This window comes from Ruminococcus sp. J1101004sp1_RTP21198st1_B9_RTP21198_201120, assembly GCF_040924245.1.
In the GTDB taxonomy this organism is placed as follows: domain Bacteria; phylum Bacillota; class Clostridia; order Lachnospirales; family Lachnospiraceae; genus Blautia_A; species Blautia_A faecis.
This window is the reverse complement of sequence record NZ_JBCOMI010000035.1, coordinates 13,113-36,132: the sequence shown is the minus strand read 5'-3', so window position 1 is coordinate 36,132 and position 23,020 is coordinate 13,113. Positions and strand designations below refer to the sequence as shown.

Below are 23,020 nucleotides of genomic sequence, written 5' to 3'. Positions count from 1 at the left end.
AGGAGCCGTATGCGGGAAAGCCGCACGTACGGATCTGTGAGGGGCTAAGATTGAGAGGTCTTAGTCTACTCGACTGACTGAATGAATACCTCTTCGGACAATTCTTTTGTACCAACGGTCGTTTTTCATAATTCCGAAAGTGCCTTCTGCTTGTATCGAACGGTTCATTCGTAATAATGCACCGTGGATACTTTCTAGGTTTTCGATTACTTCCTGATGCATGGAAGTTAATTCCTGATTGATCCGAACGGTTCGATTCTTATCTGTCTTCTTACATTTCTCTGCATATGGACATCCACTACAGTCTTCGCATTCATACAATTCTTCCTTACGTCCGTATTGATTTCCCCTCACATTTTTTCTGTATAAAAAATGGAATGCTTTATCGTTAGGACATCTCATGACACCTTGCTCATCAATTCTGAAGTTAACTGCACGAAATGGATCTTCATGATATTTCTCATCTTTAGTTTCCTTTTTAAACATTGGAAATTTCATGTACTTTTCAATTCCGTTCTGTTCACAGAAAATATAATTGTTGTATGAGCCATATCCAGCATCTGCCACAGGATATTTGGGATAGAATCCATAAGTTTGTTTGAAGTGCTCCATCAAAGGAACGAAACAATCCATTTGAAACAAGGGAAGCTGCGGAATGGTACAAAGATAATAAAGAGACTGCGGATTTGCAAAGAGATTTGGATGAACAAGGAATAGGTGATCTAATAGAAGATGACACAGAAGAGGCAAATTTTCAGGCTGTGTATAATGGGGAGTATTACGAAATAGAATGTATTGATATTTCAGGATTGGAAGAAGAGGCAGAAGTGCATCTTAAAAATGGAGATAAAATTGAAGTTAAAGAGATAATAGATATATTGGAAAAGAGGAAAAATAGTAAGGCAGACAAAGAGTTCGAGGAGGAACTAGACAATTGCTTGTTAAGGAATGTGAAAGGCTATACGATTAGTTAAGTTAATTACAGATCAAGAGAAGTTATGTTCAATTACTACTGGGGATGTCGAAATGAGGTATTAATCGACATCCCCTTTTGGGGTGCTAGAACAAATGAAGAATTCTAAAATTTATGAATGGAATTGACTAAGAAGTTGAAAGTATAGACATTAAATGATATAATTTTCATATATAACAACAGGAGGTGCGTATTATGTTTGCTATGCAGGAAACTATCAGACCATCAGCGGATTTAAGAAATCATTATAATGAAATCTCAAAGCAGTGCCGTGAGGGAAAAGAAGCTGTTATCATAACTGTAAATGGAAGAGGCGATACGGTGTCTTTGTCCTATGAAGAGTATAAGAATATGAAATCAAGAATCGGATTGCTTGAAGTCCTTGCTGAAGCTGAAGACGATGTAAAGAATGGTCGTGTTGCGCCGATCAGTGAAACCTTTGATGATTTACGTGCTATGCTGCAGGAGGGCTGAGTTTGAAATACAATGTTGTTCGTACTGATACCGCAGATGCTGGTCTGCGAAAGATTGTATTATATATTGCACAAAATTTCGGCAATGATGTGGCATTGAAAAAGTTAGACGAAATAGAAGATCGTATACGACAGCTGAGAGAAAATCCAGATCTTGGAATTCATCCAAGATACCTGGTATTAAAGCGTCAGGGCTATAAGGTATTGATTCTTGAAAAAGACCTTGTATTTTATAAAGTTAATGAAGCCCGAAAGGAAGTTATTATATATGCTGTCGTAGACCAGAGACAGGATTATTTGAACATTATCCGAGGGCTGTGAGGCAAACGCCGAAATATAACTGACCAAGTAAGTCAATTAAGGTTCGCTTTCGGACAGAAGAATAAGCGGTGGGAGTACTAAAATGGATTTGTGCACTTGAAGCGTGGAAACTGTCTTGATTATGAGGCGAAAATATCACAAAAGTAAACATAATTTTTTGTGCAAAAGGTAGAAAAAGTAGAATTTTGTCGATTTTTAGCCGATTTTCTTCATTTTTCCTGTTTTCAGCACCTTTTGGCAGCAACGTCATTTTAAATTGACCTATAATCGATCCCAAATTGACCTATCACATCTGAAAACCACCGAAAATGTAGTAAAAATCAGTAAGCCAAATAAGGAAAAAATCGCCTTTCAGAGCCACGAAAAAGCGTTTCAGAAAAAATTTTAAAAGTCCCGCAAAGCCAGTAAATACGCGGCTTCCGGAAATTTCATAATACGAAAAAAGCACCTCATCCGAGGTGCTCCACTTAGCAGGGCTACAAGGATTCGAACCTTGAAATGACGGAGTCAGAGTCCGTTGCCTTACCATTTGGCGATAGCCCTATGCGCTTTAGCAAGTTGTTTTCTCGCTTGCGACATGTTGTATTATATATCAACACCCATATAAAAGTCAACCCCCTTTTTTCAAATTTTTTAAAAAAATTTATTCAATTCGTGCAAAGCCTTGATTTTACTGGAAAAAATTAAGATTTCAAGTGCCTTTTCCCTGTGCATTTCGGGATGAATGTGTTATAATCAAGCAAAATATACGGAATCGCATAGGTGGCTGCCGTATAAAATTTTTATAATTAAACAGCCTGTCTGGAGCCTGTTTAAAATTATTCAGGTAATTGAGTCTCAGACTGGCCTCATTAATAAGGAGAATAAACATGAGAGCAAATAACCTGACTCTGCTCACGGATCTCTATGAACTTACCATGATGCAGGGGTATTTTAAGAACCCAACTGACCAGACTGTCGTATTCGACATGTTTTACCGTGATAACCCATGCGGAGGCGGTTTTGCTATCTGTGCAGGACTGGAGCAGGTAATTGAATATATTGAGAATCTGAGATTTACAGACGCAGACATTGAATATCTTCGCGGTCTTTCTATTTTTGAGGAAGATTTTCTGGAATATCTTCGCTCTTTCCATTTTACCGGAGACATTTATGCCATCCCGGAAGGCACTGTTATTTTCCCAAGAGAGCCAATGGTGAAAGTGGTAGCACCGATTATGGAAGCTCAGCTTGTGGAAACTGCGATTTTGAACATTATGAACCATCAGAGCCTGATCGCTACTAAGGCAGCACGTGTCTGCTATGCGGCGAAAGGTGACGGAATCATGGAGTTCGGTCTTCGCCGTGCCCAGGGACCGGATGCTGGTATTTTTGGAGCCCGTGCGGCTGTGATCGGTGGTTGTGTCGGAACATCCTGTGTGCTTACTGGTCAGATGTTTGACGTGCCAGTGCTTGGAACCCATGCACATTCCTGGATCATGAGCTTCCCGGATGAATACACTGCATTCAAGACATACGCAAGAATGTACCCAGATGCATGTATCCTTCTGGTAGACACTTACGACGTGCTGAAATCTGGTGTTCCCAATGCAATCCGTGTATTTGAGGAAATGCGGGAGGAAGGCATTGAGCTGAAAAAATATGGTATCCGTATCGATAGCGGTGACCTTGCTTATCTTTCCAAGGAAGCATATAAGATGCTGGCTGCAGCCGGATTTGATGACGCTACCATTTCCGCTTCCAGTGACCTTGATGAGTATCTCATCGAGAGCCTGAAAGCACAGGATGCCAAGATTAATTCCTGGGGCGTTGGAACAAGACTTATTACAGCCAATGATAACCCGGCCTTTGGCGGTGTATACAAGCTGGCAGCAGTGAAAAATCCTGAGACAGGTGAATTTGTTCCGAAGATCAAGCTTTCGGAGAATACAGCTAAGGTAACAAACCCTGGAAATAAGACAGTATATCGTATTTACAGCAAGTCCACAGGCAAGATTAAAGCTGATTTGATCTGTCTTGCTGACGAGAAACTGAACCCAGATGAAACTATGGTAGTATTTGACCCGGTTGACACCTGGAAAAAAACTAAGATTCTGGGCGGCACTTACGAGGTGCGTGAGCTTCTGGTTCCGGTTATTAAGGAGGGAAAACGCGTTTATACGTCTCCGTCAGTAATGGAACTTCGCGCAATCTGCCAGAAGGAACAGAGCACTCTCTGGGACGAGTCCAGACGATTCTCCAACCCACAGAAGGTTTATGTGGATCTTTCTCCGAAGCTTTTTGAGGTGAAGAGAGAGCTGATCGAGGAGATGAGCCGTAAGGATCTGGAGTTTGAGGAAGAGTAATTTAATAAGAAAATAAAGTAAGTCTAAATGGGGCAATGTATCAGCGGAAACGATACATTCGCCTCATTTTTTGTTGAAATTAATCAGAAAAGTGCAGAAAAAAACATAGTGTACAAACTGTAAAAATGGTAAACTGTAGGAAAGGAAATTTTTTACAGGAGGAGTGTATGAAAAAAAGAAAATCCATTGGTCTGTGTGTGGGAATCTGTCTTCTGCTTCTGGGAATACTGGACGTTGTAAATGTTTTTGCTGCAGTGACAGAGGGAAAGGCCGGGGAAACACTTACTGGGGAGTATGCAGTGATTATTAATACGGATACATCTGATTCGAGGAGTACAGGCACACTGATCTTTGATGACAGTGGAAGTACTGCGTCAGTTTCAAGTGGAAGTGAGCTTCCCGCAGCTCAAAGCCTGGCCGGGCTGAATGCAGGGAGCACCCGCTCAGTCACTGCGCTGAATGAAAAAAGCGCTATTTCGTCCATTACATCAGCAGATGAGACTGACGATGGTATATCCGTCCAGGCAGCGACTACCACTTATGCAATAGGAGAAGAAAAATATATTTACAGAAGCAATGGCAGCGGCAAGACCTATATATGCATTGGGATTGGTGAACATTGTTATATCTGGATGGACAAAAATATGAAAGCGGATTATGATGCCGCTGGAAAAACATCTCTCATAGCATCAGACATGGCGAGTATTTATGACAGACAGCCCTATCAAATCCTGAAAACACTGGCAGGAGGCGATCTTCCCTGGGAAGATGGATCCGGCAAGCTCTCTATTGTGCTGGAAACCTTAAGCGGCGCAAGTGGTCAGTTTCAGTATGATGAGGGAATTACAGCAATCCATATCAACACTCCGGTGGCAGCATCCTATGTCTCCGGTGAAATGACCAGAAGAAACGGTCTGCTGGTTCACGAGGGACAGCACGCAGTATTCTGGTTGAAAACAAAATTCAATGCCTCCGAGAAATATATGTGGATAAACGAAGGTCTTGCAGTAACGGTCATGGATTATCTGTGGGGCGGTACGGACACAAATGGCTGGATGAACGGAATTGCAGGAAGTACCGCTATTCGTAACGGCTCTTCCTTGATGTATAAGAGTTATCGCGATGATATTGCCCAGGACTATGGAATGCCATACCTGTTTGTCAGATACGTAATTGACCGTATGGCAGGAAGCTATGAGCCTATGGCTGTATTGCCGAGATTTTATACAGTAGATGCTTCCTCCCTTACCTGTGAAGCTTATCTGGAGAAGGTAACAGGAATTCCGTTTAAAACACTTCTTTCAGATTTTTATACAGCTGTGGCAGCAGGAGAAGCTTCTGGTATATACAGTTTTCCAGGCGATCGGATAGCGGCAAAAAAGGCATCTGCATTTCCGGTATTTTCCGGAGACAGTGGCTCAAAATATTCCATTCCGGCAGCTTCCGCGATCCTTGTGAAACTGAAGGATGGAAAATTTACAGTCCCATCTGATGGGGAAAGCGGAATTGTTTATCGTGTAATAGGAAGCCGGACTTCATTTGTGAAACCAGCTGGCGGAAATGGTACAAGCAGCAGTCCTTATCAGATTGATTCTCTGGATGATCTGAATTTGATCGAGGAAAATCAGGGCGCATATTATCAGCTGACCTCAGATATCCAGACACAGGGAAGAATTAATTTTACCATCTCTTATTTTGGTGGAACGCTGGACGGAAACGGACATACGATCTATGGATTGAAGAAGCCTCTGATAGCCATGAATCAGGGAAAAATTAGGAATCTGCGCGTAGTTGCAGATTTTGATGATGATATGCAGAACGTGCAGGGCGTCATCACACAGTACAATGAAGGAAATATTGAAGACTGTATGGTGACAGGAATGATTAGCGGATATATGGGCGGAAACGGAGCTGTTGTATATCCGGAATTTGGCGGAATTGCAGGTGAAAATGCACTTGCCGGAATTATTTTTGGCTGCACATCAAAGCTGAATGTTAATTTGATAATGGCTCCTATGAAAAGCTGGGTAGGTGGAATTGCAGGTCTGAACATTGGTACTATAAGCAAGTGTGTCAGCACCGGTACGATTCGTGTTACCCAGACAAACGGAAACGAATATCCGGTCTATGTGGGCGGAATTACGGGAGAAATCCAGAAGTTTGGGGGCATGGGCGGTGTGCTCAAAGAATGCCTTCATGCAGGAAAAATCACAGTAACTGCGACAAACAACTGTGTAGGACAGATGTGCGGAACTGCTGCTGATAATGTACTCAGCTCTTCTTACGGTTTAAGCGGACATGTGATGAACTGTTATGGAAAGAGTGGAGAGGGGAATCTTGTCGGCGGAACTGCTGCTTCCATTGGATCAGGTGGACTTCTCACAGAGGCACAGATGAAAGATTCCAAATCTTACGTGGGTTGGGAGTTTGGAACTGACTGGAAGATTTCAGAGGATGGTTTGCCAGAGCGGGTGGAGAATCCGGAGATTACTTCATTGGAGGTAAAAAACAACTGGACTTCCTGTTACGTGGGAGAAAAACCGTGGTATTGGGGCAGGCTTTTGATAAATGGTACAACTTATTCTGAGATTAAAGCCGATATGATAAGCGGATTTGACAGTTCTGCTGAAGGAACTACTCATGTTTATGTAGAATATAAGGGAAAACAGGTTGTCTATTCAATGGAAGTTGTCGCGCCGAAAACCAGTGATATCAGCAGTATTGTAATATCAGGACAGCCGAAGAAATCTTATGTGGAAGGAGATGTATTCAATCCATCCAGAGCCAGTATGTATGCAACGATTGGTGGCCGTGCAGCTTATATTTACAGTGGATTTACCTATGACAAAACAGGCCCACTGAAAACCTCGGATACTCAGGTTACTTTTGATTACTTCGGAGCAAAAATACCGTGGGCGATTACGGTTGCAGCGAATGCACCAGCAGCTTTGACTATGCTTGCAGCTCCTGATAAACTGAATTATGTAGCTGGAGATAAACTCAATCTGACTGGAGTGAAGCTTCAGATTACATATAGCAATGGAAAAGTATCGCCGGTTATTACAGGGGCTGATCTGAATACTTATGGAATACATTTGGCGCTTGGAAGTGGAAGCGGTTCATCGGCAATTGTTGATAATGGCAGAATAATAGAGTCATCAGATAATGGAAAAGATCTTATTGCTTATGCGTCTGATAAGCTGCCGGGAGAATATGGTGCCGTGATCGCTGTGCTTGGAATAATGAGCGTAACAGAACCATTGGCGATTACAGATACTGAGCTGTACGCGGTTACAGGAACTGGAAAAGAGCAGTGGATATATTCAGGCTTTGTTACAGGTGGAAGTGGTAAGTATGAAACTCAGGTTGTTTCTGAGAATTTACCGGCTGGTTTAACTGTCTTTGCGGTTCCTGGCGGAGGCTCTTATGGAAGTAAATATTTTACTTTTTCCGGGACTGTCACTGCACCAGTGGGAATTTATGAGTCACAGTATAAAATTGTGGATACAGGAACAAAGACAATTTTGCCAGTTACAATAAAAATTATAGTTACGGCTTCTAATGAGGCAAGATTTTATAGTTTTGTACTTAACAAGGCGTTTAATTCCCAGTTAAAAGAGGATGTTGTTGGGGAAATTGATAATGAGAACCGTAAGATTACGCTGCGGTTGCCAAAAGGAACTAATGTTACCAGGCTGGCACCGAATATTGATTATGGTTCTGGTACAGGAACAGCGGTGGCAGATGAGTTTACCAGTGGCAGATCTCATGATTTTACAAATTCGGTACAGTATGTTCTGACAGCGCCAGATGGCGTAACGAAGATAACATATACGGTTACAGTTGTTTTTTACGATGAAACGCAGGGTGGTTCCGGGGAAACTGAGCATACGCATACCTGGGATGCCGGAGTTATAACGAAAGAGGCTACCATTTCGAGTACAGGAATTAAGACATATACCTGTACTGTGTGCCAGAGCAAACGCGAAGAGGAAATTCCGAAGTTGGTTGTTTTACCGACGAATACGCCGGTGCCAACGGCAACGCCGACGAATACGCCAGTACCGACAAACACACCGGTACCAACGGCAACGCCGACGAACACGCCAGTGCCGACGAATACGCCAGTGCCGACGAATACGCCAGTACCGACGAACACACCAATACCAACGGCAACGCCGACAAACACGCCAGTGCCGACAAACACGCCAGTACCGACGAACACACCAATACCAACGGCAACGCCGACAAACACGCCAGTACCGACGAACACGCCAGTGCCAACGGCAACGCCAGTGCCGACGAATACGCCAGTACCGACGAACACACCAATACCAACGGCAACGCCGACAAACACGCCAGTGCCGACGAACACGCCAGTACCGACGAACACGCCAGTACCGACAAACACGCCAGTGCCGACGAATACGCAAGTACCGACGAACACACCAATACCAACGGCAACGCCGACAAACACGCCAGTACCGACGAACACGCCAGTGCCGACAAACACGCCAGTACCAACGGCAACGCCAGTGCCGACGAACACGCCAGTGCCGACAAACACGCCGGTGCCAACAGCAACGCCGACAAACACACCTGCGCCGACTGGATATAAAGTGGGCACAACAGTGAAACATCCAGCGACAAACGGATATTATAAAGTTACCGCCACAGACACGGTAGAATATATAAAACCGATAAAGAAAAAGGTAAGCACTGTCACAATTCCAGACAGCGTAAACCTGAAGGGCGCGAATTACAAAGTAACCTCAATAGCCTCCAAAGCATTCAAGAGCAATAAATACCTGAAAAAGGCTATTATAGGAAACAATGTAATCCAGATTAAGAGCTATGCCTTTTATAAGTGCACGAAACTCTCTTACGTACAAATCGGCGGCTCAGTAAAAGCGATCGGAAAACAAAGCTTTTATGGCTGCAAGAAGTTAAACGAAATGAGAATCTACACCTCCCGCCTGAAAGCCAAATACGTAGGCTCCAATGCCTTCAAAGGCACTCCATCCAGGATGAAAATCTACGTCCCCAGGAAAAAGGCAAAGAGCTACAAAACGGTTTTTGTAAAACGAGGCATAAGCAAAAAGATTGTAATAAAGAAGATGTAATATTTGTTTGCGTTATGGGGAGGTCTTGTATGAAATACCGAAGCAAAAACGGTTTTACACTAGCGGAACTATTGATTGTAGTTGCAATTATTGCGGTATTGGTTGCTGTTTCAATCCCGATTTTTAATGGACAGCTGGAAAAAGCACGCAGGGCAGTGGATATGCAAAATGCGCGAATTATTAAGTCGGCATTGACGAATGCATATAATGAAGGACGAATGGATATTCCAAAGAAAGCTGTAGGACAAGAAAATTCAGGCTGTGGTGTCTGGGTTGTGATATGTCGTAGCACAAGTGAACTGCCAGACGCATATACTTCAGATATGTTAAATGAAAAAAGTATCTATTGTGGAGCAAATTCCGGAGTTACAGTAAACGGTGTAAAAAGCAATAATTGGAAGTCGTATAATACTGGTGTTGAAGCCGTATTAAAGGAGGCCGGTTTAAATTGTGATACTCTGAAAATTAAAAGCAGAAACGATAAGGAGAAAGGCTGGGATTGGATTGTTATAGAAGTCGGGTTTGCAAAGGAGCAGTTTTACTCACGTATTTATAGTGGCTTTAAAGGGGATAAATCGGGTATGGAAGTTGTAGAAGCTGGATCTTCAAACATCGAAAAAGCAATAGGCGGATCAAATTAATGTAACAAGAGAATATATAAGGGACTGTAATAGATGCGTGCTGCGTATGAAGTGACATTCATCTGTTATAGTCCCTTTTCTCTTGACATTTTTCCACGTAATGTGCAAAATAAACCTATAAAGTTCAAACAATTTCAGGAGAAATTATATCATGAGACAGGAGTTTTTACACTTAAAGGCACCGGAAAACTGGAGTTAGAAGACACTTTCCGGCCAGGATGCCCTACGCAGCAGTAACCCATTCTGCATAAAAACAACCTTCTAAAATGGGGACTGTCTGAATGTCGAAGATTACCAGATTTCCATAAGAAATGGAACAATTTGTACTGACAGAACAAGAGTATTATAAAAATATGAATTAAAAAGAAAGTTGTGAAACAAAATGAAACGAATTGATTTTGAAAATGGCACGGTAACCAGAAACATTTTCAGCGCTGCAATCCCCATGCTGGTGGCGCAGATACTCAGTCTTTTATATAATATTGTAGACAGAATCTATATCGCCAGAATCCCTGAAGTGGGAACTACGGCGCTTGGCGCAGTCGGCTTATGTTTCCCGCTAATCGTGATTATCACTGCCTTCGCCAATCTGTTCGGCAGTGGTGGCGCGCCTGTTTTTTCCATAAACAGGGGCAAGAAAGACAACCAGAAAGCGCAGGAGGTGATGAATACTTCCTTTACTATGGTGTGCGGAAGCGGGATCATTCTGATGATAACAGGTATGCTTTTTGCAAGACCTCTGCTGGTACTTTTTGGAGCATCTGAGGATGCTTTGGTTTATGCATATCCCTACATGATGATCTACCTGATCGGAACGGTTCCATCCATGATCGCCACAGGAATGAACCCATTTATCAATGCACAGGGATACGCGACAACTGGCATGCTTTCTGTAGCAATTGGTGCAGTCGCCAATCTGATCCTGGATCCATTATTCATTTTTGTGCTTGGTTTCGGAATCAAAGGAGCTGCCATTGCGACTGTTCTTTCCCAGTTCCTATCAGCTGCTTATGTACTACTTTTTCTTGAAAAAAGAGCGGAAATGAAAGCTCGGCTTTTGAAAAAAACAGAGCTGAAAAGCTGCAAAGAGAATGCAAAAAACATTGTCAGTCTTGGTACTGCAGGCTTCATTATGCAGCTGACAAACAGCCTGGTAACCATCTGCTGCAACAATGTTCTGGGGGTCACCGGAGGGGATGTTTACATATCCGTTATGACTATCGTATCCAGTGTCCGTCAGATGGTAGAGACGCCGATTTATGCTATAAATGAAGGAACATCACCTATTCTGAGCTATAATTATGGGGCAAAAAGACCGAAGCTTGTCCGCAAGGCAATGGTCACTCTGGCAGTAATGGTTCTGGTTTATACAGCAGTAATGTGGAACGTGATTATCTTTGTTCCGGATTATCTGATTGCCATTTTCAGCTCCGATAAGCTCTTGATAAAGGATGCAGTTCCGGCACTGAAAACCTACTTTGCAGCCTTTATTTTTATGGATCTGCAGTACATTGGACAGACTGTTTTCAAGTCTTTAAATAAGAAAAAACAGGCCATTTTCTTCTCGCTTTTGAGAAAAGTTTTTATTGTAGTTCCGTTGACATACCTGCTTCCCTACGTGTTTAAAATGGGAACTCACGGAGTATTCCTGGCAGAGCCGGTATCTAATGTAATTGGCGGAAGCCTTTGTTTCGTTACAATGCTGCTGACTATATTGCCGGAGTTAAAGAGGATGGAGAAGAAAAACGGAGAGGCGGACCGTCCCATGGAGTACTTTAAAACGAGGTAAAAATATATGGAAAATACAATTATAATCGCGATTGTAAGTCTTCTCTGTATCCTGGCTCATGTCCCCACTCTGATCCTGCGAATTGTTCCGTTTCACGAAAAAATCTCAGATAAAGACAGGATCAGACTGACTGTAATCTATGCAATTGGTCTGGCTGTGGACTTCGGAATCTGCATGTGGGTGGGAAATTACCGGAAAATTGACGTGCCGTTTTATAAGATAAATCTTATTGCTTTCTGTATTGTAATGGCTGCTGTAAATATCTGGCTTGTCCCTGGATACACCAAGGTGCATTTGTTTGTATTTGGAATTGTGGCAGATATTGTCATGATTGCACTGTCAATCGGAGCTTATGTCAGTTCACTTTTGGGAATGCAGGGAAATGCGATTGGAATTGCAGAAACCAGCGCAATTGCAATTGTAGTGTATGCGCTTCTATATCCGCTGCTTAGCAGCCTGCTCCGTTATACCGTAACACCATTCCTTGAAATTGAATGCCAAAATTATTGGGAGACCTTATGGTTCATTCCTATTGCCATGTTTTTTTCCAGTATTTTTTCAGAAGGAGTGGATGTCTACACTACCACTTTTCCACAAATGTTGAGTAAATGTCTGATCGGCGTCGCCACATTGCTGATTTGCTTTGCGGTGTCTTATGATCAGCAGCATTTTCTAAATGAAAAAGAACTGAACCGGCAGATCGATCAGCAGAAAGGTTACTATCATGCGCTCACGGAGCAGGTTCTGGCAGAACGTGAAGCACGCCATAATTTCCGTCATCAGGTAGCTGCTATTAAAGGTTTTCTTGATAAAAATGATATGGAGGGCTTGCGGGGATATTGTGATGATCTGGAACTGGAAGAGATGGGAAAAGTAACAATTCCATATACAGGAAACGCCGCGGCAGACGGCGTCCTTTATCATTACGGCTGTATTGCCAGGGCGAAAAATATCGAGTTTTCCGTATGCTGCTATCTGAAAGATATTGCTATTCCGGACACTGATTTTTGTACGATTCTGGGCAATGCCCTGGATAATGCGGTGACTGCCGCCGGTCAGTATGACGGAAAACGCTTTATTGAAGTTGCTACGGAGAAGAAACACGACATGCTTCTGATTACGGTAGACAATTCTTTTGACGGAATATTATTCCAGGAAAATGGGAAAATTTACTCAAAAAAACGGCAAAACAAACAGGAAGGAATTGGCATTCTTTCCATGAAAAAACTTTGCGAAAAACACGGCGGAGCCAGTCGCTTCGAAGCGGTCGGCAACAGGTTCCAGGCCAGCTTTATATTGAAAAATGAGGTTGAAGATTAAAAAATGGTTAAAGTTGATTTGATTACAGGCTTTCTTGGTTCGGGAAAAACGACTTTCATAAAGAAATATGCTGCATGGCTGATGAGCCAGGGGCAGAATATTGGAATTCTGGAGAATGATTTTGGTGCAGTGAATGTGGATATGATGCTGCTTCATGACCTGGAAGGTGAGAACTGCGAGCTGGAAATGGTTTCAGGTGGATGTGATGCGGACTGCCACAGAAGACGTTTCAAGACCAAGCTGATCGCAATGGGAATGTGCGGATATGACAGGGTTCTCATTGAGCCTTCCGGGATTTTTGATGTGGATGAGTTTTTCGATGCCCTTTATGAAGAGCCATTGGATAAGTGGTATCAGATTGGAAATGTGATTACCATTCTGGATGCCAGACTGGAGGAGAAGCTGCAGCCACAGGCAGAGTATATTCTGGCTTCAGAGGCAGCTGATGCAGGCTGTATTGTTCTAAGCAAGAGTCAGGAGGCATCCGGGGAAGAAATCAGCGGAACTGTGAAACATCTGAATCGCGCACTGGAAAGTGTGAAATGCAAACGACGTTTTACGGAAAATGAGATACTGAATAAGGATTGGGAAACGTTTACAGATGAGGATTTTCAGCGGATTTTCAACAGCGGGTATGTGATGGAAGATTTCGAGAAACAGTGTTTTGATGAGAAAGAAGGGTTCCAGTCATTGTATTTTATGGAGCTGAAGATTTCCGAGACACAGTTGGAGAAAGCGGCGCATCAGATCCTGGATGATCCGGAATGTGGGGATGTTTTCCGAATTAAGGGCTTTGTGAAATTAGAAGAAAGTGCTGCCGCGGTAACCGAAAACGAAAAAATGAATTCGGGCTCCGCTCAGAAAGCATCCACTGACAATATCTGGCTGGAACTAAACGCCACCCGCAAAGAATTTTCCCTGAAGCCTATTTCCGCAGGACAGGAAGTAGTGATCGTGATCGGGGAGAATATGAATGAGGCGCGGATACGGGAGTATCTGGGGACAGAATAATTTACGCGAGCAACGAGCAAAAGGAAAAACCTCTGGTCGAAGATTGATTTCCTGACCAGAGGTTTTTTAGCTTTTTAAATTACTTTCCGTCCCTGTACATATTTCCCAACCAAATTGCGGTCGTCGGACAGATAAACAAGCCTTTCCAGTCTGTCACGGGTGGAGATTTCCTGGGGATGACGGATGTTGCTGTCGTCCAGGATCATGGCGTCGAATTCATAGCCTTTTTCGAAGCTGCCGACTTTTCCGAAGAAGGAGCCACCACCGATCGTAGCCATATAGAAGGCTTCTTCCAGAGTAACCGGGGCCTGGGTCTGATCCATCAGGCGCCAGCGGAGCTTGGAAACCTGGATGGCATCTGCCATAGCACGGAACATGGAGAGAGAAAAACCTCCAGCAACATCGGTGCCAAGTCCTACATGAAGTCCCATATCAAGATAGAGGCGGACAGGTGCGATTCCGGAAGCAATGTCTGTGTTGGACTCCGGACAGTGGGCGATGTAAACGCCCTGGTCCTTGATCATCTGGATCTCTTCGTCAGTAGAGTGGACGCAGTGTGCCATGATGGTAGGGCAGACGCTGGCACCATCAGATGAAATATGAGCTGCTGTGTTATCAGTGGTATTAAGGCCGGATGCGGAAGCGAAATCAGCCTCGTTAGTATTGAATGCGGGTTTTGTTCCAAACAGCCCGAACATGTCATACGCATCTCCATAAAATCTGCTGGTCGGGCAAAGCTCCTTTACCCATGCAATTTCCCCGAAATTTTCAGACAGATGAGACTGAACCGGAAGGTGATATTCCCTCTGGATTTTTCCAAGCTCGGTCATCAGCTCATCCGTACAGGATGGGGTAAAACGTGGGGTTAGGATTGGGTAGGTGTGGTCGTAACGTCCCTTGATCTCTTCCAGCCACTGGCGTGTATCCTGTGCAGAAGCCTGTGCGCTTTTCTCCTGAAGCTCCGGTGCTCCGTTGCGATCCATATTTACTTTTCCAACCATAGTTGCCAGACCGCTTTCCTCCAGCATGTCCATGAGAAGCTCCGTTGCCGGACGGTGCAAGGTGGCGAAAATGCAGGCTCTGGTGGTGAAGCTGTGCTTTAAGTCATCCACGAAAATGGAGTAAGCCTTTTTCGCATAGGACAGGTCAGCGTACTTGGCTTCCTGCGGGAAAGTGATGGTGTTCAGCCAGTCCAGCAGCTCCAGATCCATGCCGGTTCCGCGGTAAGCGTACTGGGGAGCATGCAGATGAAGGTCGGTGAATCCTGGGATGATCAGTCGATCACCCATGTCTTTTACAGGAATATCTTTATATTCCTCTGGAAGCTGGGAAAAAACACCGGCACAGAGCCCGTTTTCACAGACTGCATAAGAGTTTTCTGCAAAAACAAGTTCTTTCTGATTCTTGCTGTAACAAATTGTACCTTTCAAAGCAAACAAATCTTTTTTCATATCAGACCATCCTTTCTGCCAGAGGCGAGGTAAAGTAAAGTTCCGGGATAGTTTGCGGCTGAGAACGTACTGCCGGAAACATGCAAAATGTGATTTCGGGCTGATTCAGCAATAAAAAAACCACCCGGAAAATGCCATACCTGCATACCTCTTCGCATGCAGCTTATAGACAACTATTAGGGTAGTTGGTAGAAACGTCCAACCAGATTATGGACATATATAAGCGTTTGCTGTTTTTATTTTTATATCTTTATTGTACATGGTAAAGAGTGCAGAATCAAGAGGATTTTCACAAAAAAAATCTACATTTTCATATCTTTATTGATGGATTTGTTATATAATGAAGTAAAATTCGCGGACAAGAAATTAGAGCGTGTTTGAAAAAGGCTTTCTGCAAGATGTGCGTCACAATTTGTGGGAGATTGCGGGAATGATTTTTCAAACAGGCTCTAGAATGGAGATTGACATAACATGAGTTACAGTTTTAAAGGCCGTGTCAGATACAGTGAAATAGGCGAGGATGGCTGCCTGACTCTTCCTGGAATTCAGAATTATTATCAGGATTGCTGCACCTTTCAATCTGAGGAAATAGGGCAGGGAATGGAAGTGCTGGAGGAACGTCAGAGAGCCTGGGTGTTGTCATCCTGGCAGATTGTGGTGAACCGCTATCCGGGATTGGGAGAGACAATTGTGGCATCAACGGCGCCATATGGTTTCAAAGGTTTTCTTGGAATGCGTAACTTCACTCTGAAAACAGAAGATGGAGAGCTTTTATCCTATGCAAATAGTATCTGGACCAATATTGATACAGAGACCGGTCTGCCTGCCAGACTTACAGATGAAGACATCAGAGGATACGAACTGGATGAAAAGCTGGAGATGGATTATGCGCCCCGTAAGATCGCACTTCCGGAAGGGATGGAAGCCCAGGAGCCTTTTGCAATACAGAAACATCATCTGGACACCCATCACCATGTTAATAATTGCCAGTATATCCGCATGGGGGCAGATTATCTGCCAGAAGGCTTTGTGATCCGACAGATGAGGGCAGAATATAAGAAGCAGGCACTGCTTGGAGACGTTTTTTATCCGGCAGTGAAGCTGGAAATGAGAAAGGTTACGGTTGCGCTTTCCACGGAGAATGGCGAACCTTATGCGATTGTAGAGTTTATGTCTGCATGAGATGCGACTATATGAATATCATGTGAGCGAAATAACTGTATCGCTTTAGCGACATCTCCATACAGGAAAGTCAGCTGAGAATGGCGAAACAGGAAATTTTATTAGAAAGGCGGTTTACATAAATGAAAATTGGAATACTTGGAGCTGGAGGAATTGCAGTTCAGATGGCGAAAACGGTAGCTGGAATGAAGGATGTGGAGAATTACGCAGTGGCAGCCAGAAGCTTTGAACGGGCGCAGGCCTTTGCCGAGAAATATGGTTTTTCCAAGGCTTATGGCTCTTATGAGGAAATGCTTGCAGATCCACAGGTGGATCTGGTTTATATTGCAACCCCTCATTCCCATCATTATCTTCATGCAAAGATGTGCCTGGAGGCAGGAAAAAATGTGCTTTGTGAAAAGGCGTTTACCGTAAATGCAGACCAGGCAAGAAAGCTTTTTGCCCTGGCGAAAGAGAAAAACCTGCTGATCACAGAGGCAATCTGGACCAGATATATGCCATCCAGAAAGATGATTGATGATATTATTTCAAGCGGTGTGATCGGTGAAGTGACAGCTGTTATTGCCAATCTGAACTATGCCATCAGTGAGGTGGAACGTATCCGTAAGCCGGAGCTGGCAGGCGGTGCGCTTCTGGATGTTGGTGTTTATACCATTAATTTCGCAAGCATGGTTCTTGGGGATAAGTTAAAGGATGTACAGGCAACTGCTATTTTCCGTGAAGGTGTGGATATGCTGGATACTATTGCTATGGTATTTGAAGGCGACCGTATGGCTACCTTGCAGTGTGGTGCCCGTGAAATTTCTGACAGAATGGGAAGTATTTTTGGAACCAAAGGTTATATTCAGGTGCAGAATATTAATAATCCGGAGAAAATCACAGTGTTTGACAAGGAGCATAAGGAGGTTGCAGTTTATTTGCCGCCGGCACAGATCACAGGCTATGAGTATGAGGTTGAGGCCTGCGCCAGAGCAATCGCACAGGGCGAAAAGGAATGTCTGGAAATGCCTCATGATGAGACTGTGCGTGTGATGGGGATCATGGATGGAATCAGGAAATCCTGGGGCTATGAGATTCCGTTGTATGAGTAGGCAGGGCGGAAGCTCAGCTATTTTGCAGAAAGCCTTTTTCAAACATGCTTTAGTGAACAGTAACAACAATAGGTTACTGTTCACTCCGTTCACAGTAACGTGCTTCGCGATGCACAGAAATCATGCTTTGCATGATTTCGCGCCGCAACTCTCGGGTTTTCTGTGAACTTTGTTCACAAAAAACACCTCGCGGAACGTTACCAGTGAACAGTAACAACAATAGCAACAGATACAAAAAAATATAAGATACAAGTAGAAATACATCCGCACAAGTGCTATATTATGTTTAATATGATGTCTGTGGTAAAGAATGCAGGAGCTCTGATAGACAAGGGGAATGGAAAGATAGCGGAAGCTTTTTGTGAGATGTAACCAGACATCTGAAGAATAAAATGCGTATTTGCGTGTGTAAAAAGGAGGATACAGCTATGCTTGAAAAATTAAAAGAAGAAGTTTACAAAGCAAATATGGACCTGCCGAAATACGGCCTGGTTACTTTTACTTGGGGAAATGTAAGTGGAATTGATCGTGAAAAAGGTCTTTTCGTAATCAAGCCAAGTGGTGTGGAATATGAGAAACTGACACCGGAAGATATGGTAGTTGTAGACCTGGAAGGTAATAAAGTAGAAGGTAAATATAACCCATCATCTGATACACCCACTCATGTAGTTCTGTACAATGCTTTCCCGAAGATCGGTGGAATCGTACATACTCATTCCTCTTGGGCTACCAGCTGGGCACAGGCCGGCCGCGCAATTCCATGCTATGGAACCACTCATGCTGATTATATTTACGGTGAGGTTCCATGCGTCCGTAATCTGGATAAGAGTGAGATTGCGGAAGCTTATGAGAAGAATACTGGTATTCTCATTGCCGACTATTTCAAGAAGAGAGATTATGAGGCTGTTCCGGCTGTTCTTTGCAAGAATCATGGTCCTTTCACATGGGGCAAGGATGCGCACGAGGCAGTGCATAATGCAGTAGTTCTGGAAGAGGTTGCCAAGATGGCTTCCCGCTGCGAGCTGATTAATCCGGATGTGAAACCTGCTCCGCAGGAGCTTCAGGATAAGCATTACTATAGAAAACATGGTGCAAATGCTTATTATGGACAGGAAAATATTGAGTAAAAACTGAGATGAATATAAGGCGAACGACTAAGATAGTCGTTCGCCTTATAAAGATCATTTACTATATTCAATTTCCACTGGTTTCACACCTGCAAGTTCCACACTTCTCTTGTCCGGCTGTGTACAGCCAACGTAAATATGGAAGTGGCTGCCGTCCTCTGTTCTTGCTCCAGTTTCATCTACTACGGTGAAGGCCTTTGGAGCAATGGAAAGTGTGACGGTTTTTGTTTCGCCTGCTTTCAGGAAAACAGGAGTGAAAGCAGCAAGCTCCGGGTTTGGAACGGCCAGAGAAGAATCTGCATTCTTTATGTAAATCTGAACCACATCCCGGGTATCAATTGTACCCTGGTTGGTGACAGTGGCCTGGATTGTAACTGGTGCTGCTGTGGTATTAGTGCCGCTTTCGAAACCTGCCTTGCCGGAAACATTTGTGTCATTTATGTCGGCTGCGCTGTTTTCACTGACAACTGCATCTGTCACTACTACCTTCCCATAAGTCAATCCATATCCAAATGGGAACTGAGCCTTATTCTCCATATAGCGGTAAGTACGTCCCTTCATGGCATAATCTGTAAAATCCGGAAGCTCTTCCAGGCTATTGTAGAAGGTCACTGGCAGTTTGCCGGATGGGGAGACATCTCCGAACAGTACTCTTGCGGCGGCTTTTCCACCTTCGGCACCTGGGTACCACAGAACCATCACTGCATCAAAATGTTCTTCTGCATAAGAAAGATCAATGTCACTTCCTGCCATTAAGCAGAGGACAACTGGTTTGCCGGATTCAGCCATGGCTTCCATCAGATCCAGCTGAACCTGTGGAAGCTGCAAGGTCTCTTTGTCGCCGGAAGCATAGCTGTTTCCGGTATCTCCTTCTTCACCTTCCAGTGTTTCATCAAGTCCCACGCAGAGAATTACGATATCGCTGTTTTCTGCAACGATTTTCGCTTCCGCAAGTCTGTCCTGAGTAAAAGCAAGATGCTCGGTGCGGTCGCGGAAAAGGTCACATCCTACAGAGGCAAGTACACGTACATCATCTCCAAGATAATCCTGAATACCTTCCTGGATCGTGCAGTAGCGGGAAGCTGTACCGTGATAATTGCCTACCAGAGCCTTACGGCTGTCTGCATTTGGTCCAACGATTCCAACTGTTTTGATCTTCTCTTTGTTCAAAGGCAGAATCCCATTGTTTTTCAGAAGTACGAAGCTTTCTTCAGCTGCTTTTTGGGAAAGCGCCAGATGGGCAGGTGACTCCACCTCCGAATAAGGAATTTTGTCGTATTCCGTTTCTTCAAATAATCCCAGCAGATATCTGGTAGTGAAAAGGCGGATGGCGGATTCCGTGATGGTATCCTCGGAGATCAGCCCTTTTTCATAAGCTTTCAAAATGTGAAGATAAGTGTTTCCGCAGTTCAGATCGCAGCCATTGTTCAGTGCTAATGCAGCCGATTCTGCCGGGGTGCTGGTTACCATATGATGCTCGTGGAAATCCTTGATGGCCCAGCAGTCGGAAACGAAATATCCCTGGAAGCCCCAGTCGCCGCGAAGTATTTTCTGAAGGGAAGGACTTCCGCAGCAGGGCTCTCCATTGGTGCGATTGTAGGCACCCATGAAGCCTTCCACGTCTGCTTCTCTGGTTAAAGCTTCAAATGCCGGGAGGTAAGTTTCTTCCATATCCTTCGGAGTTGCGATTGCGTCAAATTCATGACGGATGGCCTCCGGACCGGAATGGACTGCAAAGTGCTTGGCGCAGGCAGCGGCTTTCATAACCTCGCCATCGCCCTGGAGCCCTTTTACAAAAGAGACTCCCAACTCTTTAGTTAGGTAAGGATCTTCGCCGTAAGTTTCATGTCCCCGTCCCCATCTTGGATCACGGAAAATATTTACGTTTGGTGACCAGAAGGTAAGCCCCTTGTAAATGTCACGGTCTTCTTCCTGGGAATATGCATTGTATTTGGCACGACCTTCGGTAGCAATGGTATCTGCAATCTGTCCCAGAAGTTCGGTGTCAAAAGTGGCGCCAAGTCCAATTGCCTGCGGGAAAACTGTGGCCTGTCCGGCACGGGCAACTCCGTGGAGCGCTTCATTCCACCAGTTGTAGGCAGGAATCCCAAGTCGTTTGATTGCAGGTGCGTCATAGCGCAGCTGACTTGCTTTTTCTTCTAAGGTCATTTGGCTGACCAGTTCGGTCGCTTTTTTTCTAGCCTTTTTTCTATCCATAATGTTTCTCCTATTGTTGCGAATTCATGGTGACTGTAAAACATTGAGTCATATAAGGTTTGTGACCTGTAAATAGCAGGTTACGTTGTAAAGCGAGTGTGAGTTTTCGGGCTGCATATCATCCTTTTACTGCACCTGTGGTAAGACCTTCTACGATCTGGTTACTGAACAGTGAGTAAACAACAACGGTAGGTGCGATTGCGATAATGATCGCAGCAAACATCTGCACATAGTTGGTTGCGTAAGGCCCAACGAAATAGGTCAGTGTAACCGGCAGTGTCTTTTTCATAGGATCGGAAATAAATACCATGGCAAGAAGCAGCTCGTTCCAGTTGTTGATGAAGGTCATCAGACCGGATACGAAGAAGCCGGTTCTGCAAAGTGGCAGTGCGATCCGGAAAAAGCATCCGTAGATTCCGCAACCATCAATGGCAGCAGCCTCGAACATTTCTCCTGGCATGGAACGGAAAAATCCGGTAAGCAGGAAAATGGTCATTGGCAGGGAGAAGGTAATATAAGGAATCATCAATCCGCCCTGGGAATTGGTAAGACCAAGTTTTGCAAATCTTACAAAAAGAGGAATCAGAACACAATGTACTGGAACCATCATTCCGATGAGGAAGAAGGTGTGCATGAATTCCGATAATTTCCAGCGCATTCTGGCGATGGCAAAAGCTGCCATAGCGCCGAAGAAAAGACTGACAATCAGGGTAGCGCCGCAGACGATGACAGAGTTTATAAGGGCGGTGCCAAGTTTTCCCATCTGCCATGCCTGCGCATAGTTTTCAAAATGAAATACTTCTGGCAGGGAAAATGGTGCGGACATAACACCAGCGTTATCTTTCAGAGATACAGACAGCATCCACAGAAGTGGAGCCAGATAAATAACTGCCAGGATCACCAGCAGGATATAAATCACTACGATTACCGGTTTTACCGGCTTTTTCGGAGCTTTTACTTTTACGTTACTCATTTTCCCACCTCCTTATGACTCGTAAGTTTCAACTTTGATGACTTTCTTTACCAGAAGGGTTACAAGCAGGCAGAGCACCAGGAGCACCACGGAAATGGCGCTGGCGTAGCCGTATTTGAAATAGTTGAAACCTTCTGCGTAAAGCTCAGTTGCAAGGACTTCTGTTCTGTGGTTCGGACCACCCTGAGTCATATTGTAAACCAGGTCGAAGAACTTCAGGGAACCGATACAGTTCAGGGAAAGTGATGTGATCATCATTGGTTTGATCAGCGGAAGGGTGATATAGCGGAATGCTTTTACCTTTGACGCGCCGTCTATATAGGAAGCTTCATAAATATCACGGGAAATTCCGGTGATCTGTGCCATATAAAGCATCATGTTCTGACCAAGGTACTGCCACAGGGCAACAAATGCGATAACCCACATGGGAAGTACAATAAATCCGGTAGAGTCCATCAGCCACAGAGGTCCTTCAATGCCGAATTTTGCAAGCAGATTGTTGATACCAATTCTCGGATTGAAAAGGAAGGACCAGAGAAGTCCAAGTGCTGCTGAGGAAAGTACGCATGGAAGATAATAAATGTTCTTGAAAATGTTGCGGCCTTTCGGGATGTTGGTGAGCATAACAGCAAGTAAAAGACCGAAGATCTGCTGTGTGACTGCTGAAAAGATCATGAAAAAGATGGAGTTTTTCAGGGCAATACGGAATGTGGCATCACCGAAAAACAGTTTCTTATAGTTTTTTAATCCCACAAATTCAGGGGGTGTAAGTGCTGCGTAATCGCAGAGTGAGTAGTAAACCATTTGTATCGTCGGGATGATCAGGACCAGAAGGAACATGATCAGCGCCGGGGCGATAAATACGAAAATGGCTTTTTTGTCGCGCAGAATTTTATCCATAATATCTCCTTCCGTCAAATGTGTGCGGTTTTACTACTAAAGAAAACCGAATGATAGCAAAGAATAAGCCGTTGTCTGCATGA

General features: G+C 44.1%; 18 protein-coding genes, 1 tRNA gene and 1 riboswitch. Of the genes, 12 read left to right on the top strand and 7 right to left on the bottom strand.

Going from position 1 to position 23,020, the window contains the following annotated elements; genetic code table 11:
- Positions 1-60 precede the first annotated feature (60 nt).
- Positions 61-486, bottom strand: a complete 426-nt coding sequence (locus tag AB5618_RS18205; protein ID WP_368366954.1) for a transposase — start codon at positions 484-486, stop codon at positions 61-63.
- 200 nt (positions 487-686) lie between these two features.
- Here AB5618_RS18205 and AB5618_RS18200 point away from each other — a divergent pair, with 200 nt between their 5' ends.
- The 3 genes from AB5618_RS18200 to AB5618_RS18190 all read left to right on the top strand — a co-directional run bounded on the left by AB5618_RS18200 (position 687) and on the right by AB5618_RS18190 (position 1,767).
- Positions 687-974 (top strand): hypothetical protein, encoded by a 288-nt coding sequence (locus AB5618_RS18200; protein WP_148463460.1) that lies wholly within the window; start codon positions 687-689, stop codon positions 972-974.
- Positions 975-1,168: 194 nt separating this feature from the next.
- Positions 1,169-1,447, top strand: coding sequence for a type II toxin-antitoxin system Phd/YefM family antitoxin (locus AB5618_RS18195; protein WP_148463461.1), 279 nt, complete (start codon positions 1,169-1,171; stop codon positions 1,445-1,447).
- Positions 1,448-1,449: 2 nt separating this feature from the next.
- Positions 1,450-1,767 (top strand): type II toxin-antitoxin system RelE/ParE family toxin, encoded by a 318-nt coding sequence (locus AB5618_RS18190; RefSeq protein ID WP_148463462.1) that lies wholly within the window; start codon positions 1,450-1,452, stop codon positions 1,765-1,767.
- Between the two features lie 471 nt (positions 1,768-2,238).
- Here the strand turns inward: AB5618_RS18190 and AB5618_RS18185 are convergent.
- Positions 2,239-2,310: transfer RNA gene (locus tag AB5618_RS18185), tRNA-Gln, on the bottom strand.
- A 326-nt stretch (positions 2,311-2,636) separates the two neighbouring features.
- On the opposite strand from AB5618_RS18185, the gene AB5618_RS18180 reads away from it, so the two are divergent.
- From AB5618_RS18180 to AB5618_RS18155, 6 genes are all read left to right on the top strand, one after another.
- The gene (locus AB5618_RS18180; protein WP_148463463.1) at positions 2,637-4,112 is read left to right on the top strand and encodes a nicotinate phosphoribosyltransferase; all 1,476 of its coding nucleotides are present in this window, start codon (positions 2,637-2,639) and stop codon (positions 4,110-4,112) included.
- Positions 4,113-4,279: 167 nt separating this feature from the next.
- Positions 4,280-9,235, top strand: a complete 4,956-nt coding sequence (locus AB5618_RS18175; RefSeq protein WP_195379325.1) for a leucine-rich repeat protein — start codon at positions 4,280-4,282, stop codon at positions 9,233-9,235.
- 29 nt (positions 9,236-9,264) lie between these two features.
- On the top strand, positions 9,265-9,876 hold the full coding sequence (locus AB5618_RS18170; protein ID WP_148463297.1) for a type II secretion system protein: 612 nt from the start codon (positions 9,265-9,267) through the stop codon (positions 9,874-9,876).
- A 382-nt stretch (positions 9,877-10,258) separates the two neighbouring features.
- On the top strand, positions 10,259-11,665 hold the full coding sequence (locus AB5618_RS18165) for an MATE family efflux transporter (RefSeq protein WP_148463298.1): 1,407 nt from the start codon (positions 10,259-10,261) through the stop codon (positions 11,663-11,665).
- A gap of 6 nt (positions 11,666-11,671) precedes the next feature.
- Positions 11,672-12,985, top strand: a complete 1,314-nt coding sequence (locus AB5618_RS18160; protein ID WP_173736161.1) for a sensor histidine kinase — start codon at positions 11,672-11,674, stop codon at positions 12,983-12,985.
- 3 nt (positions 12,986-12,988) lie between these two features.
- Positions 12,989-13,996 (top strand): GTP-binding protein, encoded by a 1,008-nt coding sequence (locus AB5618_RS18155; protein WP_148463301.1) that lies wholly within the window; start codon positions 12,989-12,991, stop codon positions 13,994-13,996.
- Between the two features lie 74 nt (positions 13,997-14,070).
- Here the strand turns inward: AB5618_RS18155 and AB5618_RS18150 are convergent, their stop codons facing one another.
- The gene (locus AB5618_RS18150) at positions 14,071-15,447 is read right to left on the bottom strand and encodes an amidohydrolase family protein (protein ID WP_148463302.1); all 1,377 of its coding nucleotides are present in this window, start codon (positions 15,445-15,447) and stop codon (positions 14,071-14,073) included.
- A 146-nt stretch (positions 15,448-15,593) separates the two neighbouring features.
- A riboswitch (purine riboswitch) is annotated at positions 15,594-15,690 on the bottom strand.
- 59 nt (positions 15,691-15,749) lie between these two features.
- Positions 15,750-15,893, bottom strand: a complete 144-nt coding sequence (locus AB5618_RS18145; RefSeq protein ID WP_368366955.1) for a DUF6783 domain-containing protein — start codon at positions 15,891-15,893, stop codon at positions 15,750-15,752.
- Between the two features lie 25 nt (positions 15,894-15,918).
- Between AB5618_RS18145 and AB5618_RS18140 the strand changes: the two genes are divergently transcribed.
- From AB5618_RS18140 to AB5618_RS18130, 3 genes are all read left to right on the top strand, one after another.
- Positions 15,919-16,629, top strand: a complete 711-nt coding sequence (locus tag AB5618_RS18140; RefSeq protein ID WP_148463303.1) for an acyl-[acyl-carrier-protein] thioesterase — start codon at positions 15,919-15,921, stop codon at positions 16,627-16,629.
- Between the two features lie 122 nt (positions 16,630-16,751).
- On the top strand, positions 16,752-17,720 hold the full coding sequence (locus AB5618_RS18135; protein ID WP_226815319.1) for a Gfo/Idh/MocA family protein: 969 nt from the start codon (positions 16,752-16,754) through the stop codon (positions 17,718-17,720).
- A gap of 428 nt (positions 17,721-18,148) precedes the next feature.
- Complete coding sequence (locus AB5618_RS18130) at positions 18,149-18,847, top strand: L-ribulose-5-phosphate 4-epimerase (RefSeq protein ID WP_148463305.1); 699 nt, start codon at positions 18,149-18,151, stop codon at positions 18,845-18,847.
- A 54-nt stretch (positions 18,848-18,901) separates the two neighbouring features.
- Here the strand turns inward: AB5618_RS18130 and AB5618_RS18125 are convergent, their stop codons facing one another.
- The 3 genes from AB5618_RS18125 to AB5618_RS18115 all read right to left on the bottom strand — a co-directional run bounded on the left by AB5618_RS18125 (position 18,902) and on the right by AB5618_RS18115 (position 22,937).
- Entirely contained in the window at positions 18,902-21,064 is a 2,163-nt protein-coding gene (locus AB5618_RS18125; protein ID WP_226815320.1) for a glycoside hydrolase family 3 C-terminal domain-containing protein, read from the bottom strand.
- 118 nt (positions 21,065-21,182) lie between these two features.
- The gene (locus AB5618_RS18120; protein ID WP_173769643.1) at positions 21,183-22,037 is read right to left on the bottom strand and encodes a carbohydrate ABC transporter permease; all 855 of its coding nucleotides are present in this window, start codon (positions 22,035-22,037) and stop codon (positions 21,183-21,185) included.
- Between the two features lie 12 nt (positions 22,038-22,049).
- The gene (locus tag AB5618_RS18115) at positions 22,050-22,937 is read right to left on the bottom strand and encodes a carbohydrate ABC transporter permease (RefSeq protein WP_118583552.1); all 888 of its coding nucleotides are present in this window, start codon (positions 22,935-22,937) and stop codon (positions 22,050-22,052) included.
- Positions 22,938-23,020: the final 83 nt, after the last annotated feature.

Bases quoted from the DNA above. Each gene is read 5' to 3' on its own strand.
- AB5618_RS18165 (WP_148463298.1), top strand. From the start codon at position 10,259: ATGAAACGAATTGATTTTGAAAATGGCACGGTAACCAGAAACATTTTC.
- AB5618_RS18135 (WP_226815319.1), top strand. From the start codon at position 16,752: ATGAAAATTGGAATACTTGGAGCTGGAGGAATTGCAGTTCAGATGGCG.
- AB5618_RS18175 (WP_195379325.1), top strand. From the start codon at position 4,280: ATGAAAAAAAGAAAATCCATTGGTCTGTGTGTGGGAATCTGTCTTCTG.
- AB5618_RS18180 (WP_148463463.1), top strand. From the start codon at position 2,637: ATGAGAGCAAATAACCTGACTCTGCTCACGGATCTCTATGAACTTACC.
- AB5618_RS18150 (WP_148463302.1), bottom strand. From the start codon at position 15,447: ATGAAAAAAGATTTGTTTGCTTTGAAAGGTACAATTTGTTACAGCAAG.
- AB5618_RS18160 (WP_173736161.1), top strand. From the start codon at position 11,672: ATGGAAAATACAATTATAATCGCGATTGTAAGTCTTCTCTGTATCCTG.
- AB5618_RS18195 (WP_148463461.1), top strand. From the start codon at position 1,169: ATGTTTGCTATGCAGGAAACTATCAGACCATCAGCGGATTTAAGAAAT.
- AB5618_RS18155 (WP_148463301.1), top strand. From the start codon at position 12,989: ATGGTTAAAGTTGATTTGATTACAGGCTTTCTTGGTTCGGGAAAAACG.
- AB5618_RS18170 (WP_148463297.1), top strand. From the start codon at position 9,265: ATGAAATACCGAAGCAAAAACGGTTTTACACTAGCGGAACTATTGATT.
- AB5618_RS18125 (WP_226815320.1), bottom strand. From the start codon at position 21,064: ATGGATAGAAAAAAGGCTAGAAAAAAAGCGACCGAACTGGTCAGCCAA.
- AB5618_RS18205 (WP_368366954.1), bottom strand. From the start codon at position 486: ATGTTTAAAAAGGAAACTAAAGATGAGAAATATCATGAAGATCCATTT.
- AB5618_RS18130 (WP_148463305.1), top strand. From the start codon at position 18,149: ATGCTTGAAAAATTAAAAGAAGAAGTTTACAAAGCAAATATGGACCTG.
- AB5618_RS18120 (WP_173769643.1), bottom strand. From the start codon at position 22,037: ATGAGTAACGTAAAAGTAAAAGCTCCGAAAAAGCCGGTAAAACCGGTA.
- AB5618_RS18115 (WP_118583552.1), bottom strand. From the start codon at position 22,937: ATGGATAAAATTCTGCGCGACAAAAAAGCCATTTTCGTATTTATCGCC.
- AB5618_RS18140 (WP_148463303.1), top strand. From the start codon at position 15,919: ATGAGTTACAGTTTTAAAGGCCGTGTCAGATACAGTGAAATAGGCGAG.